Origin of the sequence: Streptomyces sp. NPDC057287 (assembly GCF_042667905.1) — a bacterium.
GTDB lineage: Bacteria > Actinomycetota > Actinomycetes > Streptomycetales > Streptomycetaceae > Streptomyces.
In genome coordinates this window covers 397494-412022 of record NZ_JBHUYV010000005.1, presented here as the reverse complement: position 1 = coordinate 412022, position 14529 = coordinate 397494, and the positions used below count along the sequence as shown (strand labels likewise).

Here is a 14529-nt window from a genome sequence, read left to right as displayed (position 1 = left end):
AGGCAGCCGGATGCACCACGCACTGATCGTCGCCCGGATGGCGCCCGAGTCCGCCCCGGACATCGCGGAGCTCTTCGCGGCGTCCGACAACACCGATCTGCCCCACCTCGTCGGTGTGAACAGGCGCACCCTGTTCCAGTTCGGCGACGTGTACCTGCACCTGATCGAGTCCGACCGGCCCCCGGGCCCGGAGATCGCCAAGGTGATGGAACACCCGGAGTTCAAGGCCATCAGCGACCGGCTGACCGCCTTCGTGAGCCCTTACGACCCGCAGACCTGGCGCGGTCCCAAGGACGCGATGGCCCAGCAGTTCTACCGGTGGCAGAGCGACGGCTCCGCCTGACGAACCGACGATCGCCCCGGGTCCGGTACCTGCGTACCGGACCCGGGGCGATCTCTGTGCGCCCTCGCCCCGCGTTACGGCACGACGCACTCGAACGCGTGCAGATACGCGTTGACGGGGTGGATCTCTCCCACCCGCAGACCCGCGTCGGACATCCGCCCGACCAGGCTCTCCCGGGTGTGCTTCGCGCCCCCGACGTTGAGCAGGAGCAGCAGGTCCATGGCGGTGGTGAACCTCATCGACGGGGTGTCGTCGACGAGGTTCTCGATGATCACCACACGGGCGCCGGGACGTGCGGCCGCCACGACGTTGCGCAGGGTGCGGCGGGTGCTCTCGTCGTCCCACTCGAGGATGTTCTTGATGATGTAGAGGTCCGCCTGGACCGGGATGTCCTCACGGCAGTCCCCGGGCACGATCCGCACGCGGTCCGCGAGCGCGCCTCCGTCGCGCAGCCTGGCGTCCGCGCGTGCGACGACGCCCGGCAGGTCGAGGAGGGTTCCGTGCACCGAGGGGTGCTTCTCCAGGAGGCTCGCGAGCACGTGCCCCTGACCCCCGCCGATGTCGACGACCGAGGACACTCCGGTGAGGTCCAGCAGGTCGGCCACGTCCTGTGCGGACTGCACGCTGGAGGTCGTCATCGCCCGGTTGAACACCTGGGCGGACTCGCCCCCGTCCTCGTGGAGGTATTCGAAGAAGCCCTTCCCGAACGCCTCCGGGAAGACGCTCGTGCCGGAGCGGACCGCGTCCTCGAGCCGGGGCCAGACCTCCCAGGTCCAGGGCTCCGTGCACCACAGGGCGATGTAGCGGAGGCTGTTCGGGTCGTCCTCCCGCAGCAGCCGGGACATCTCGGAGTGGACGAACGTGCCGTCCGGCGTCTCGCTGAAGATCCCGTAGCAGCACAGCGCCCGCAGCAGCCGCTGCAGAGGCACGGGCTCGGCGTCCACGACCAGGGCGAGGTCGGCGGCCGACGCCGGCGTCTCGCCCAGCGCGTCGGCGACGCCCAGCCTGGCCGCCGCGCGTACGGCCGCGGCGCAGGCCGCTCCGAACGCGAGCTCCCGGAGCCGCATGGACGGCGGCGGGGTCGCGGCGACGGACACCTGGGCGGTGACAGGGGTGGTTGCGGGAGTGGTGTCGGGGGTGGGACTCACGGTGGTCATACCGTCTCGTTTCTCCTGGTGCGGTGGTGGGCCGTCATCCGGCACACATGCCGGCCGGGACGGACGTCCCGCACGTGTTGCCGGCGAAGGTGTTGCCCTTGCCCGCGGTGTCGCGGTTGGCGAGGTCGGCCGGCTTGTTCCCCCGGACGAGGTTCCCGCTGATGTCGTTGTCCGAGTTGAGCGCGCCCACGAAGCTCTTGAACAGGAGGATGCCGCCGGAGAGAGGCGTCTTGCCGACGTTGTCGCGGACGACGTTGTCCCGCACGACGGTGGCCTCGCTGCCGGTCAGGACGATGCCGGAGCCCTGGATCGCGGACAGGCGCGGGGTCGCCGGACAGAACTTGTTGTTCTCGAGGATGCGGTTGCCGCTGATCGTCATCGCCCCGGCAGCGGGCTTGGACTCGTCACCCACGACGAAGACCCCGCTGCAGTTGCCGGCGAGGAGGTTGCCGTCGACGACGAGGTTCCTCACCCGGCGTGCGGTGACACCGATTCGGTTCCCGGTCACCGCGTTGTCCAGGACGACCGTCCCCTTGGTGTCGGTCGCCCCGCCCTCCTCGCTGACCGAGTTGGCGACGAAGATTCCCGCGTCCCCGTTCTTGGTGGCGGTGTTGCGACGGAAGTCACCGCGGGTCGAACGCTCCTGGGCGATGCCCCAGGTGCCGTTCTTCCGGGCGGTCACCCCACGGACGCTGAGCCCGTCGGTCCACGACGCCCAGATGCCGCTCTTGGTGAAGCCGGAGACGGTCAGCGCGCGGATCCTCACGTCGTCGACCGTGTGGCCCTTGGTCCCGACGACGCAGATGCCGTTGCCGCCGGTGGCGCAGGCGTTGGCCTTGGCAGCCTTGGTGGCCTTGGTGGCCTTCGTGGTCTTGGCGCCGCTCTTGGCCGCCGGCGCGATGACCGTGCGGCCCCCGGTGCCACGCAGGGTCAGGCCGGGCGTGGTGATCAGGACGCTCTCGCGGTACGTGCCGGGCTCGATGAGGACGGTGTCGCCGGGCTGCGCCGCGTCCACCGCACGCTGGATCGAACCGCCCGGGTGCACCACGAGGTCACGGGGCGCGGACGCGGTGGAGGGAACGGCCGCGAGACCCAGCGCCGTGGCTGTCGAGACGGTGATACCCGCCAGGCATTTCATGTGTCTTTTGCTCATGAGCCGAAGCTATGGGCGATCAACCGCCGGTGCCACGCAAGGTGAGCGTATGGATACATGGCGTGCCTGAATGGGTTACTCGCACGCGCGACAGGGGCTCGCGCACGGGCGGCCGGGGAGCGCGCGTGCGTTCACGCGGCCGTAGCGTGGCCCCCATGACGGGCGAGCGTGATCTGCGAACACTGCTGAACGGCCTGCGACCGGAGCTGAAGCCCGGCCGCTACGCCTACACGACCCTGCCCGGCGGTGAGGTCCCCGTCGGGGTCACCCCCGTGGTCACCGTGTCCGAGGAGGAGGGGCTGACCCTCGTCGTCCCCGAGGCGCAGGCCGAGGCGTCAGGGCTGCCGTACCACTTCGTCGCGGGCTGGATCACGCTCCGTGTGCAGTCCGCGCTCGACGCCGTAGGGCTGACCGCCGCGGTCTCGCTGGCCCTCACGGACGCGGGGATCAGCTGCAACGTGGTCGCCGGATTCCACCACGACCACCTGTTCGTGCCGTACGCGCGTGCGACCGAGGCGGTGGGGGTGCTCGAGGCGCTGGCCGCGGAGTCCGGGTAGGAGTGCCCGGCTCAGCAACGTGAGCCGGGACACGTAACATGGCCCCATGTCCTTCCTCCGCCGCCGTAGCGCCGCCACACCCGCGGGCCCGGACTTCGACGTCCTGGCCATGGACCCGGGGGACTGGCCCGGCAACCTCGGCGCCGGTCTGCTCCCCGCTCCCGACGGGAGCTGCCAGGGCGTCTTCCTGCGCTACGACCTGTTCGGCGGACGTGGCCCCGCGATGATCATCGGCAATCTGCCGGAGGGCTCACCGGCCCGCGAGACCGAGGAGGGCCAGGTCCCCTTCGAGGTCGCCCAGCTGCTCCTCGCTCTCGAGAACGATGAGCCCGTCGAGGTGACCGGGACCGAGGACGTGCCCGTCATGCAGGGCGACAGCCTGCTGATCGTGCGCCGGGTCAAGCTCTCCGAGAGCCGGATCTCCTGCGTCCAGTTCGACCGCAGCGACGGCGTGCTCGTCACCATCGCCAGCTGGGACCGGCCGATCACCGATGACCTGTACGCCCTGCTGAAGCCACTTCCCGCGGAGCTGTTCCAGCAGGGCTGAAACGTCCCTGCGCCGTCAGCAGCCGAGTCACGCGCGCCGCGGACGTGCCGAACCCCGTGGGGCCACCGAGGTGCCACGGGGTGGCATTGCCCCGCCGCAGGTCCTCCTCGCGGTACCGCCGGCAGTCCCGGTGCCAGATCAGGATTCCCGCCATCCAGTGCTGGAGCTCCACCACGTAGCCGGCCAGGACCTCTCTCGCCTCCGCGTCCAGCTCGAAGTCGTCGTACAGCACCGGCAGCTCCCGCTCGGCGACATGCTGGAACTGGCGCATCCGTGAGTTCATCAGGTCGTCCACGATGGCCACCCCCGTCGGATAGTCCACCCCGAAGAAGTTCTGCACGACCAGGACGCCGTTGTGCACCTCGCCCTCGTACTCGATCTCCTTCTGGTAGGAGAACAGGTCGTTGAGCAGGCACGCGTAGTCCGCCGCCGCGTTCTCCAGGGAACGCATGGAGCCGCTGCGGTAGACCGCGTCCGGGACCTTCCTCCCGTGACCCAGCCGGCACAGGCTCATCGTCAGGTCCGAACCGAACGTGGCCCGGCGCATCTCCATGTAGTCCACCGGGTCGGGAATCCGGTTCTGCGCCTGGTTCGCCAGCTCCCACAGCCAGCTCGCCGTCATCGACTCCACGGACTCCCGGAAGGTGAGGCGCGCAGTCTCGTCCATCGGCCCCGCCGTCCGGAGCCAGAGATCGGCCAGCCCCCGCTCCAGTGCGTTGACCGGCTCGGGCACGGAGGTCCCGTCCAGTGGCATGAACATGGAAAGCCGCTCGTTGGCCAGCCGCGCCCCGGTCAGATCCCTGGTCCGGCCGTGCACCACCGGGAACCAGTCGTCGCCGTACGTGCCCCAGGTGAGCCATCCCGAGGAGAGATCGAGCTCGTCCGGGGTGGCATCGGGGTGCAGCCCGGCCGCGCAGAGCGGCAGGTCGGCCGCGAGGAGCCGTTCCTCGTCCCAGATGTGCGAACCCGGCACACCCGGCTGCGCCTCCAGCAGCCCCATCCGGCGTGACCAGTCCACGATCCGCACGCGCGCGCCGTCCAGATGCGGGCTCAACGTCGTACTGAACGGCATGTCGAAGTCCGGCAGCAGCGAAGGACCGACGCGCTGGTACGGAACATGAGTGTGGCTGCGCCGGCGGAGCGATTCCGAGCGGGGGGTGAGCCGGAGCGAGGCGGCGGCCATTCCGAAGCCGGGCGCACTCTCGCCCGCGCCGCCGCCGTTCATGTAGCGGCTGGAGCGCATGTGCCACTCGTGGCCACCGGACTGCCAGTCCTGGAGCCCCTTCACGTAGGCAAGGACAGCCACGGTCTCGTCTGCGGTCAGCCCCTTGTCCGCGCACAGCGGACCGAGTTCGGTGAGGGCGGTGTTCTCGAACTGCTGCAGGCGCGAGGTCAGCAGATCGTTGACCGCCTCGGCCGCGTCCTGGGTCGAGCAGCCCAGGAACCTCTCCAGGACCAGGACACCGTTGCTGTTCTCGCCCTCGTCCTCGACCTCGCGCTGGTACGAGAACAGGTCGTTGCGCAGATGCACGCCGTCGGAGAAGGCGTCCCGCAGCACCCGCAGCGCCCGCGAGTCCGCCACCGGGCCGGGAACCTCCGCTTTCGCCGCGTACTCCACCAGGCCCGCCGACCACGGCGCTCCGCCCACCTTCCGGCGCATCTCGATGTACTCGACCGGGTTGGCGATGCGCCCCTCGTTGATGTTCGCGAGCTCCCACAGGGACTCGTTCAGCAGGTTCTCGGTCGCCTCGGCGAACCGGGCACGCCAGGCATCCGACATGGAGGGCACGGTCCTGGCCCAGAGGTCGGCCAGGCCGGCCTCCACCGGATTCGTCGGCTCCGGTGTCGCCGCACCCCGCTCCATCGGCATGAAGGCGGGCAGCCGGTCCAGATACCGCTTCCCGCCGTCACGGTCCGGAGTGCGCTTGAACAGCTCCAGGAAATGGTCGTCGAAGAAGAAGACCCACACATACCAGTCGGTGACCAGGGACAATGCCTCGGCCGAGCAGTCGGGGTGGGTGTACGCGCAGAGCAGCGCGTAGTCGTGGGACTCGAGGTCCTCCGCCTCCCAGATACCGGAGCCCTCCAGCATCCCCATCCCGCGCGCCCACTCCCGGGTATGGCTCCGGGCGGCCTCCAGATGGGGGTTGAGACGCGCCGGGTACGGCACGTAGAAGTCCGGCAGTGAGAAGGGCTGTGCCATGTGCGTCCGGCCTTTCCGAGAACTCCGCGCGGTCCGCGCGGACCGGTCCTGTCGGCGCCAGCACTACCCTTCGGCCATCCGGGGCACGCACAGCACGAAATAGTCATACAAGCTCAGGTCTACCTGCACACCGCACTCTTGACTCACCGACACCTCCCGCCACAGAGTGTGCGCCGACCGATCAATGCGGGGAGAGCCCCGTGCACCCCCAGCTCTGCCATACCAGGCCCAAGAAGGGTTGTCATGACGTCGAAGCAGAGGATCAGACTCGCGCTCGCACTGACCACGGCGGGGGCGCTGAGCGTGGCGCTCCTCACCCCGGCCGCTGCGGGCGCGGACACCGTACGACCGGAATGCCCGCGCGGCCTGTCCTGCGACTGGGTACCCGCGGCCTACCAGCAGACCGGTGACCCGGAGGACAAGGACACCTACGGCAACTACGACACGGCGGACCGGGCCGACAGCAACTCCGTGAAGTTCATCGTCCTGCACGACACCGAGGTCGACTACGACACCACCCTGAAGATCTTCCAGAACCCGGCCAACCAGACCTCCGCCCACTACGTGGTGCGCTCGTCGGACGGCCACGTCACCCAGATGGTGAAGAACAAGGACGTGGCCTGGCAGGCGGGCAACTGGTACCTCAACACCCACTCCATCGGCATCGAGCAGGAGGGCGTCGCAGCCGAGGGCGCCAAGTGGTACACCCCCGAGATGTACCGCTCGACCGCGCGGCTGGTGCGGCACCTTGCGGCGAAGTACGACATCCCGCTCGACCGGCAGCACATCCTCGGCCACGACGGAGTGCCGCCCACCAGCGCGGCCGGCACACAGAACATGCACTGGGACCCGGGACCCTACTGGGACTGGAACCGCTTCATGGCGCTGCTCGGCCGGCCCACCGTGCCGAGCGCCCCCAGGAGCAGTGAACTGGTGACCGTGAGCGCGGACTTCACCAAGAACCAACAGGAGTTCCGCGACTGCGAGAAGAAGGTCGATCTTCCTCTGCAGGGCAGCAGCGCGGTCCCGCTGCACACCGGGCCGTCCGCGGACGCGCCGCTCTTCTCCGACCCGGGGCTGCATCCGGACGGCTCTCCCGGGACGAACTGCGCCGCGGACTGGGGCAGCAAGATCAGCGCCAGCCAGCAGGCCGTCGTCGCCGACAGGGCACCCGGCTGGACCGCGATCTGGTGGTACGGGGAGAAGGCCTGGTTGCAGACGCCCGCGGGCACCCGGGTCGTCAGCCCCACGGCCGGCCGAGTCGTGCGGCCGAAGGCCGGGAAGACCGAAGTGCCGGTGTACGGCGTTGCCTACCCGGAGAAGGGGGAGTACCCCACGGACTTCGTCAAGCCGACCGTGGGCAGTCCGCTCGTCTACACCATCAAAGAGGGACAGGCATTCCCCGGTGGCGGCGAGGCACCCACCGGCTACTACTACGCGCCGACGATCGACTCCTCCAAGCCGTACGACCACACGTACTTCCGCGGAACCCAGAAGTACGTGACGGTCCAGATCGGCCACCGGATCGGATTCGTGAAGGCGTCCGACGTCGACGTGGTGCGATCCGGTTCATGAGCCGCCGCTGAGACCATGAACGCGCGCTGCGGGACCCATGTGTCGGCACCGGTCCCGCAGCGCGCTTCCCCGTCGGTCAGGCCGGTCGACCCGGCGTGTGCCCGGTCAGCGCGTGCCCACGGCCGCGCGGACGGCCCGCCGGGCCATCGCGCAGTCGTCGTGCAGCCTGCGCAGCAGCAGACGCTGTTCCTCGCCGGAGGACAGCACACCCTGCCGTGCCTGGCCGCCCCCGGCCGGTGCCCCCTCACGCATGGCGCGCTGCACGGCCGTCTCGTACGTACGGATCTCCCGCGTCAACACGATCATGAGGTTGACCAGGAAGGCGTCACGGGCCGCGGCTCCCGCCGCCTGCGCCAGCTGGCTGATCTGGCGCCGGGCCGCCGGTGCGTCACCCAGCACCGCCCAGAGCGTCGCCAGGTCGTACCCCGGCAGATACCAGCCGGCGTGCTCCCAGTCGACCAGTACGGGGCCGGTGGGCGGCAGCAGGATGTTCGAGAGCAGGGCGTCGCCGTGGCAGAACTGGCCCATGCCCTGACGGCCGCCCGCATGGGCCAGGCCGTGCAGCAGCTTCTGCAGGTCCCCCAGATCGCGATCGGTGAAGAGCCCCAACTCGTGGTAGCGGGCGATGCGGGAGGCGTAGTCAAGCGGCGCGTCGAACAGCCCGGCCGGAGGCCTCCAGGCGTTGATCCTGCTCACCGCCCCCAGAACTGCGCGCAGATCCGCACGGGGCGGTGCCTCCGCAGGATGCCTCGTCAAGGCCGCGACACGGCCGGGCATCCGCTCGATCACCAGGGTGCAGTTCTCCGGATCGGCGGCAATGAGCCGCGGGGCGCGGACCGGCGGGCGGTGCCTGACGAAGGCACGGTATGCAGCTATTTCGTGCCGGAACCGCTCCGTCCACGCGGGGGAGTGATCGAGTAAACACTTGGCCACCGCGGTCGCCCGGCCGGTGGTGCCCACGATGAGCACCGAGCGCCCGCTGCGGCGCAGCACCTGAACGGGGTTGAACTCCGGGCAGATGCGGTGGACGGAGGCGATGGCCATCCGTAGTTGGGAGCCCTGGGCGCCGGACAGGTCCAGCCTTCCGCTGAGCGGTTGGGAGCCCGGACCCGCCGCCCGCCGGGTCCGACCCGTGCCGGACGCCGGAGTCACGGCGCGGGGGTCGAGATACGGCCCGCCGCCCGCCCCCGAAGGACGAAGCGGCCGGGGCGGGGCGGACACGGAGGACGATGCTGTGTACATGGGCGAGACAGATCCCTTCGTGCGCCGACAAGTTACGTGCGCCGCCCCGGCCGGCGGCCGTTCGGCACCCTGGGGAGTACCTAGGGCTGCCGGGCGGGGTGGCGCATTCCTACCTGACACCGACCTGCGGGTAGTGGAACATCTAGCGACCCCTGGCGAACCCTGGCGAATATTCACCCGGCATCCCCTGGGGGGCTAGGGTCAAGTCAGCCGAGAACCTGGGGGCTTGACGTGACCGGAGAACCCAACACCCGCCTTTCCGACCTGTTCGGCCTCGCCGGCTGGTCCAAGGGCGAACTCGCGAGAATGGTGAACAGGCAGGCGGCGGCCATGGGCCACCTCCAACTGGCCACCGACACCTCGCGGGTGCGGCGCTGGATCGACATGGGGGAGTCCCCCCGTGATCCCGTGCCCGAAGTGCTGGCAGCTCTGTTCACCGAGCGGCTCGGCCGTGTCGTGACCATCGAGGACCTCGGGTTCGGCCGGCGCGGGCGTGTGGGGAAGCGGCGAAAAGCCGGGACGGAAGAGAATCCCGACGGATTGCCGTGGGCGCCCGAACGGACGGCAGCGGTCCTCACCGAATTCACGGGAATGGACCTCATGCTCAACCGACGCGGCTTGGTGGGCGCGGGCGCCGCGCTCGCCGCTGGCTCAGCACTCACCGGCGCCATGCACGACTGGCTGCACTCCGAGCCTGCTCCGGCGGCCCGGGCCTCCCGCCTCAACGATCCCCTCTACGCCGACAACGCCGGCTTCGACCTGTACGAGGCCGCTCCCATCGGTTCCGAGGAGATCGAGGCACTCGAGCGCTCGGTCGAGGTGTTCCGGGCGTGGGACGCCTCGCGAGGCGGCGGGCTTCAGCGCAAGGCCGTCGTGGGCCAGCTCAACGAGGTGGGCGGCATGCTCGCCTACCACCACCCCGAGCACCTGCAGCGCCGTCTCTGGGGTGTCGCCGCCAACCTCGCGGTCCTCGCGGGCTGGATGTCCCACGACGTCGGCCTCGAGCCCACAGCCCAGAAGTACTTCGTGATCGCCGCGCACGCGGCGCGAGAGGGCGGCGACCGTCCCCGTGCGGGCGAGGCGCTCTCCCGGGCCGCCCGGCAGATGGTCCACCTGGGCCGGCCGGACGACGCCCTGGACCTGATGAAGCTCGCCAGGACAGGTTCGGGGGAGGAGACCCTGCCGCGTACCAGGGCGATGCTGCACACCATCGAGGCCTGGGCGCAGGCGTCGATGGGACGTGGGCAGGCCATGCGGCGCACGCTCGGTGAGGCCGAGGAGCTCTTCGTCTCGGACAAGGGCGACGTTCCGCCGCCGAGTTGGATGCAGATGTTCGATGAGGCGGACATGCACGGCATGCAGGCCCTGGCCTTCCGCACGCTTGCCGAACACGACCCGGCCGCGGCCTCCACCGCTCAGCGCCACGCCAAGCAGGCGCTCGATCTGCGGATAAACGGCCGTCAGCGGTCCAAGATCTTCGACTACATCTCGCTCGCCTCGGCGTGCTTCATCGCTGACGACCCGGAGCAGGCGGACCGGTACGCACGGCTCGCCCTCGTATCGATGGGGGAGACCTCCTCCCACCGTACGTGGGACCGGCTGCGGGAGATGTACCGGCTCACCGGCCAGTTCGCGGGATACGCAAAGATCGAGGACCTGCGCGAGGAGATCGAACTCGCCCTGCCCTCGCGGGCTGTCAACAAGAAGGCCAAAGGCTCGACGATCTGACCGGGACGGCCGGCGACGGGCGCGGGAGGACCTCTGTTCCCGGATCGGTCAGCTCTGTCCTGCCGGAGGGCGTTCGCGGGTATGGCTCTGCCGGGACACCCTGAAGGGCTGTCCCGGAGACTTCGGGGACCCTGTCATGCCTCGACCCGGGCCACCAACACGCATGCGTCGTCGAGCCGTTCGCCCGATCCGAGCTCCTCGACAACGATCCGTACGCAGTCCTGTGCCGTGCAGGCCTGTGCGAACCGGGGTGCCAGCTCCAGAAGCATGCTCGGACCGGTGCCGGTACCGGTGCCGGTACCGCGGTCGCTGAGCCGTGTCAGCCCGTCGGTGTGCAGGACGAGCACATCGCCGGGGAGCAGGGCCACCTGGTCCTGCTCGTAGGTGACCCCGGATGCCGCACCGAGCAGCACCCCGTCCGGCGCGGGCAGAGGACGCCCCACTCCGTTGCGGAACAGCAGCGGTGCGGGGTGCCCCGCCTGCGCCCATGTCAGCGTGCCGGTCGCCGGATCGAAGCGGCAGCACACGGCGCTTCCCAGGGCAGGCTGTGCCGAGCATTCGATCAGCTGGTTCAGGTGGCCCATCACCGGACCCGGGTCCACTCCGGCCACGGCCATGCCCCGCAGTGCGCCGAGCAGCATCGCCATGGCCGACGTCGCCGGGATCCCGTGGCCGGTGAGGTCACCGACGGTGAGCAGCGTTCTTCCGTCCGGGAGCGGGAGCGCGTCGTACCAGTCGCCGCCGATCAGGTCGCTCGACCCCGAGGGCAGGAAGTGGGCGGCGATGTCCAGGCCGCTCGCCCCCCGGCCGGATATCGGCAGAGAGCCGTGCCACGGAGGCAGAACGGCCTCCTGGAGTTCCACTGCCATCCGGTGCTCGGCCCGGGCCATGTGCTCCTGGCGCCGCAGGGTGTCCTGTGTCCTGCCCACGATGTGCTGGCTGCGCCGCAGCGTGCTGACATCGCGCAGGACCGCCCACATGGAAGCGGTGCAGCCGTCGGCGTCGAGAACGGGTTCACCCATCATGTGCAGCGTCCGCATGGCGCCGCCGGGCAGCAGGATCCGGAATTCGCCGTCTATCGGCCGGCCGTCCACCAGGCAGTCGGTCACCATGGAGGTCAGGAGGGGCTGGTCCTCCGCGAGAAGGACGGACGGCAGTTCGTCCAAGGACAGGGCTCCCGTCCCCGGTTCCCTGCCGAAGATCTGGTACAGCTCGTCGGACCAGCTGACCTCGTCGGTGAGCAGATTCCACTCGGCGCTGCCCACCCTGCTGAGGAGCGAACCCGTCGGCGGCTCGGACGCGGTCCGGGCGGACGCTGCTCGCGTGGTCTCGGCGGCCGCGGGCCCGGGGATGCCGTCGCGCAGCTGTCCCAGGTGCTCGCCGAGGTCGTCGAGCTGATGAACGGCGAGCTCACAGAGCGCGCGCTGCCAGCGCAGTTGGGGATCGTCGTCGAACACGGTGGTGTCGCGCCGTACCGCGTCCACGTCGCCGCGCAGCAGGCGCGTCCGGTTGATCAGGGCGTCGACCGCGTCCCGCTCGGGCGGTTGTGGCGTGGGGTGGTCCGCAAACAGATGGGACGGCATCCGGTACTCCGATACAGGCGGTACGGCCGGTTCGTGGGGGTGGACCGCATACGACTGTTGCACAGGCTGAGTGACCCCGTAAGGGGTTTGGCAACACTCGAGACGTTCTTGCTTCCGGCATATGCCATCGGCTGGGTGGAGCGTGGGTCCGCCGAACACCCTTGCCCCTCGTGGGGAGTTGACGCAAGTCACCCGGCGTGAGCCGCCGGGCGTACGCCCGCGTGCACGGCCCCGAGCGGCTCGCACCTGCTGGGATCAGGGCATATGCGGAGTCGGTCCGGGACGTGGATCAACGGCTGCTCATGGACGGCGTGCCGCAGGTTCGGCCGAGCGTTCGGTGGGGTGCTCAGGTGTGCGTCGACGGTTTGTTCGGGCGCCGGGCGCACTCGCGCAGAGGGCTGTCCCTCAGGTGGGAATGGCGGCGCACCCGTGGACGTTGTCCGAACCGGAAACGAAAACGACACCCATTACCGTCCAGGGGTGGGGTCGCGATCTTCGTCTGGAGGCGCAATGGCACGCAGTGGGACCAGGCCCGTCGTTCTGCTCCGGTCCACAGCCGGAACCGGCCACACCTACGTGACGCGGAAGAGTCGGCGCAACGACCCCGACCGGCTGGAGCTGAGGAAGTTCGACCCGGCTGTGGGGCGCCACGTCGTGTTCCGCGAGGCCCGCTGACCGACGGCGGCGTCACCGTCCTGTGGTCGGCGGATGCCCTGGGCCCGCACGCTCGTGGTGTGGATCACACGGCGAGGGGTGGGTTCACGGGAACGGCGGTTAGTGGTTTATCGTTCATCTATGCGTGGGAGTGAGCGGCCGGACCCCGTCGCCGAGTGGTCCGCCTTCACCTCCGCACACGAGCCGCCCCGGCTGGATTCCCCCGATCCGGCCGGGGCTCCCCTTTTTCCGGAGCGCGCGACGGCATGCCGCCCGGGCCGCGAACGCCGGGCCCGCGTTCAGCTCGTCCGCACTCACATGGTCTGTGTGAGATCCGCCGCGTAGTGCTCGATGGCGGGACCGTACTGCTGCACCCCCGGACTGTCGCTCGTCGTCGCCACCAGACGCAGCAGAAGCTGCATCGCCTCGTGGTGCTCACCCGTGTTGAACAGGGCCATGGACAGGAAGGTCCGCAACGCCCCGTCGTCCGGGAACTCCGAGACGCCGCGTCGCAGCGTCTCGACAGCTTGCCCGAACCTGCCCAGAACGCGGTAGGTGCTGCCCAGCCCGACCAGCGCACCCCGGCGGTCCTCCTCCGTGAGCCCGTCTCCCTGGAGACTCCGCTCGTAGTACGGGACTGCCTCGGCCTCCAGGCCGAGAACATCGTGGACCCAGGCGGTCTGGTAGGCGACGTCGACGGCGTCGGGAAACGCGGCGGTGAGGGAGAGGAGGCGTTCCCTGGCCTGCTCGGGGTGGCCCTGTTCACGCAGCCCCACGGCCTCCGCCAGCAGCTCGTCCTTCTTCTGTGCGCTCATGCGCACATGGTCGCACCCTGATGGGGTGTGGCCGCCGAGGTTGGGGGCATCCGTTCCGCCATGACTGCAGAGGCGGATCGTAGTGCACGACGCAGAAGTACGGGACGTCTTCTGCTGCGCGCGGCAGCGCTGGCCGCGGCGTTCCTGGCGCTTGTGGCGTTCTCCGTGGTGCTCGCGAAGGTGACGTTGACACCGTCGCCCGCGTCGGAGGACATCGTCACGTCCAATCTGAAACCGGGGAGGTCCCTGAGGCAGTACGCCGAGGACTACACATTTCTTGCCGCGTGCAAGCAGGCAGGGGGAAACCTTCTGCTCGGTGCACCGTTCGGCGTGCTGCTGCCGATTCTGGTGCCGCGCCGTCTCCGAATGCTCCGGATGACCGTACTGACCGTGCTGGTCATAGCGGTCGTCGAGCTCGTTCAGGGCGCGCTCGTGCCGGGGCGGGCGTTCGACATCGATGACGTGATCCTCAATACGACCGGTGCGCTGCTGGGTTACCTGCTGGTGGGCCGGCGCGTCAGCCACCGCTACCACGCCCTGGCCGACGAACCGGCACCGGCGAAGGAGGCGAAGGCCGCGCCCCGGAGGACGGACAGGTCCAGGGACGAGGTGAAGCCGGGTGCGGAACCGAAGTCCGGAGCCAGGACGAAGGCCGGCATCAAGGCGAAGCGCGCTGCCACGTCGCGGACCGGGATGCGGGCGAAACTCGGCGGGAGGCCCAAGGAGACCACGGTGCGCCGGAGCGCGCCGGCGGCTCGCGGACGCGCCCTGCTCGACAAGTGGCGCAGCTGACGGAAGGACCCGGGCGGAGGAGCGCCCGGAGCGCGCCGACGCGGAGCCTGGAACGCCGGGCAGGCCCCTCGTTGTCCTGATCTGTTTGCCGGCCGCCTTCGGACTCTCCGGGGGCTTCATCTCCACACGGGGGCGTCGATGCCCCCCCGCCGGGGCCGCCTTCGGCCGTTCGCCGAGGCC

The 14529-nt window shown here is 69.8% G+C and carries 13 protein-coding genes; 7 read left to right on the top strand and 6 right to left on the bottom strand.

The window, feature by feature from the left end; genetic code table 11:
- Positions 1–10 precede the first annotated feature (10 nt).
- Positions 11–343 carry a TcmI family type II polyketide cyclase gene (locus ACFUNE_RS12600; RefSeq protein WP_383565614.1) on the top strand — a complete coding sequence of 111 codons (333 nt, stop codon included), beginning with the start codon at positions 11–13 and terminating at the stop codon, positions 341–343.
- Between the two features lie 74 nt (positions 344–417).
- Here ACFUNE_RS12600 and ACFUNE_RS12595 read toward each other — a convergent pair whose 3' ends face one another.
- Both ACFUNE_RS12595 and ACFUNE_RS12590 read right to left on the bottom strand, forming a co-directional pair.
- Entirely contained in the window at positions 418–1500 is a 1083-nt protein-coding gene (locus tag ACFUNE_RS12595) for a methyltransferase (protein ID WP_383565612.1), read from the bottom strand.
- A gap of 34 nt (positions 1501–1534) precedes the next feature.
- Positions 1535–2653 carry a nitrous oxide reductase family maturation protein NosD gene (locus ACFUNE_RS12590; protein ID WP_383565610.1) on the bottom strand — a complete coding sequence of 373 codons (1119 nt, stop codon included), beginning with the start codon at positions 2651–2653 and terminating at the stop codon, positions 1535–1537.
- A 155-nt stretch (positions 2654–2808) separates the two neighbouring features.
- Between ACFUNE_RS12590 and ACFUNE_RS12585 the strand changes: the two genes are divergently transcribed.
- Entirely contained in the window at positions 2809–3210 is a 402-nt protein-coding gene (locus tag ACFUNE_RS12585) for an ACT domain-containing protein (RefSeq protein WP_383565608.1), read from the top strand.
- 46 nt (positions 3211–3256) lie between these two features.
- Positions 3257–3757, top strand: coding sequence for a hypothetical protein (locus ACFUNE_RS12580; RefSeq protein ID WP_325748050.1), 501 nt, complete (start codon positions 3257–3259; stop codon positions 3755–3757).
- Here ACFUNE_RS12580 and ACFUNE_RS12575 read toward each other — a convergent pair.
- On the bottom strand, positions 3696–5960 hold the full coding sequence (locus tag ACFUNE_RS12575; protein WP_383565606.1) for a germacradienol/geosmin synthase: 2265 nt from the start codon (positions 5958–5960) through the stop codon (positions 3696–3698). The two genes, ACFUNE_RS12580 and ACFUNE_RS12575, sit on opposite strands and share 62 nt — an antisense overlap.
- Positions 5961–6203: 243 nt before the next feature.
- Between ACFUNE_RS12575 and ACFUNE_RS12570 the strand changes: the two genes are divergently transcribed.
- Complete coding sequence (locus ACFUNE_RS12570) at positions 6204–7535, top strand: N-acetylmuramoyl-L-alanine amidase (protein ID WP_383565604.1); 1332 nt, start codon at positions 6204–6206, stop codon at positions 7533–7535.
- Positions 7536–7640: 105 nt separating this feature from the next.
- Here ACFUNE_RS12570 and ACFUNE_RS12565 read toward each other — a convergent pair whose 3' ends face one another.
- Complete coding sequence (locus ACFUNE_RS12565; RefSeq protein WP_383565602.1) at positions 7641–8777, bottom strand: aminoglycoside phosphotransferase family protein; 1137 nt, start codon at positions 8775–8777, stop codon at positions 7641–7643.
- Positions 8778–9008: 231 nt separating this feature from the next.
- On the opposite strand from ACFUNE_RS12565, the gene ACFUNE_RS12560 reads away from it, so the two are divergent.
- Entirely contained in the window at positions 9009–10505 is a 1497-nt protein-coding gene (locus ACFUNE_RS12560) for a hypothetical protein (protein WP_383565600.1), read from the top strand.
- A 134-nt stretch (positions 10506–10639) separates the two neighbouring features.
- Here the strand turns inward: ACFUNE_RS12560 and ACFUNE_RS12555 are convergent, their stop codons facing one another.
- Entirely contained in the window at positions 10640–12088 is a 1449-nt protein-coding gene (locus tag ACFUNE_RS12555; protein ID WP_383565598.1) for a PP2C family protein-serine/threonine phosphatase, read from the bottom strand.
- Between the two features lie 510 nt (positions 12089–12598).
- Here ACFUNE_RS12555 and rpmG point away from each other — a divergent pair.
- Positions 12599–12763: a 50S ribosomal protein L33 gene (gene rpmG, locus ACFUNE_RS12550; RefSeq protein ID WP_383565596.1), complete on the top strand. Its 165-nt coding sequence runs from the start codon at positions 12599–12601 to the stop codon at positions 12761–12763.
- 293 nt (positions 12764–13056) lie between these two features.
- Here the strand turns inward: rpmG and ACFUNE_RS12545 are convergent, their stop codons facing one another.
- Complete coding sequence (locus ACFUNE_RS12545; protein WP_383565594.1) at positions 13057–13557, bottom strand: tetratricopeptide repeat protein; 501 nt, start codon at positions 13555–13557, stop codon at positions 13057–13059.
- 60 nt (positions 13558–13617) lie between these two features.
- On the opposite strand from ACFUNE_RS12545, the gene ACFUNE_RS12540 reads away from it, so the two are divergent.
- On the top strand, positions 13618–14349 hold the full coding sequence (locus ACFUNE_RS12540) for a VanZ family protein (RefSeq protein ID WP_383565592.1): 732 nt from the start codon (positions 13618–13620) through the stop codon (positions 14347–14349).
- Positions 14350–14529 lie beyond the last annotated feature (180 nt).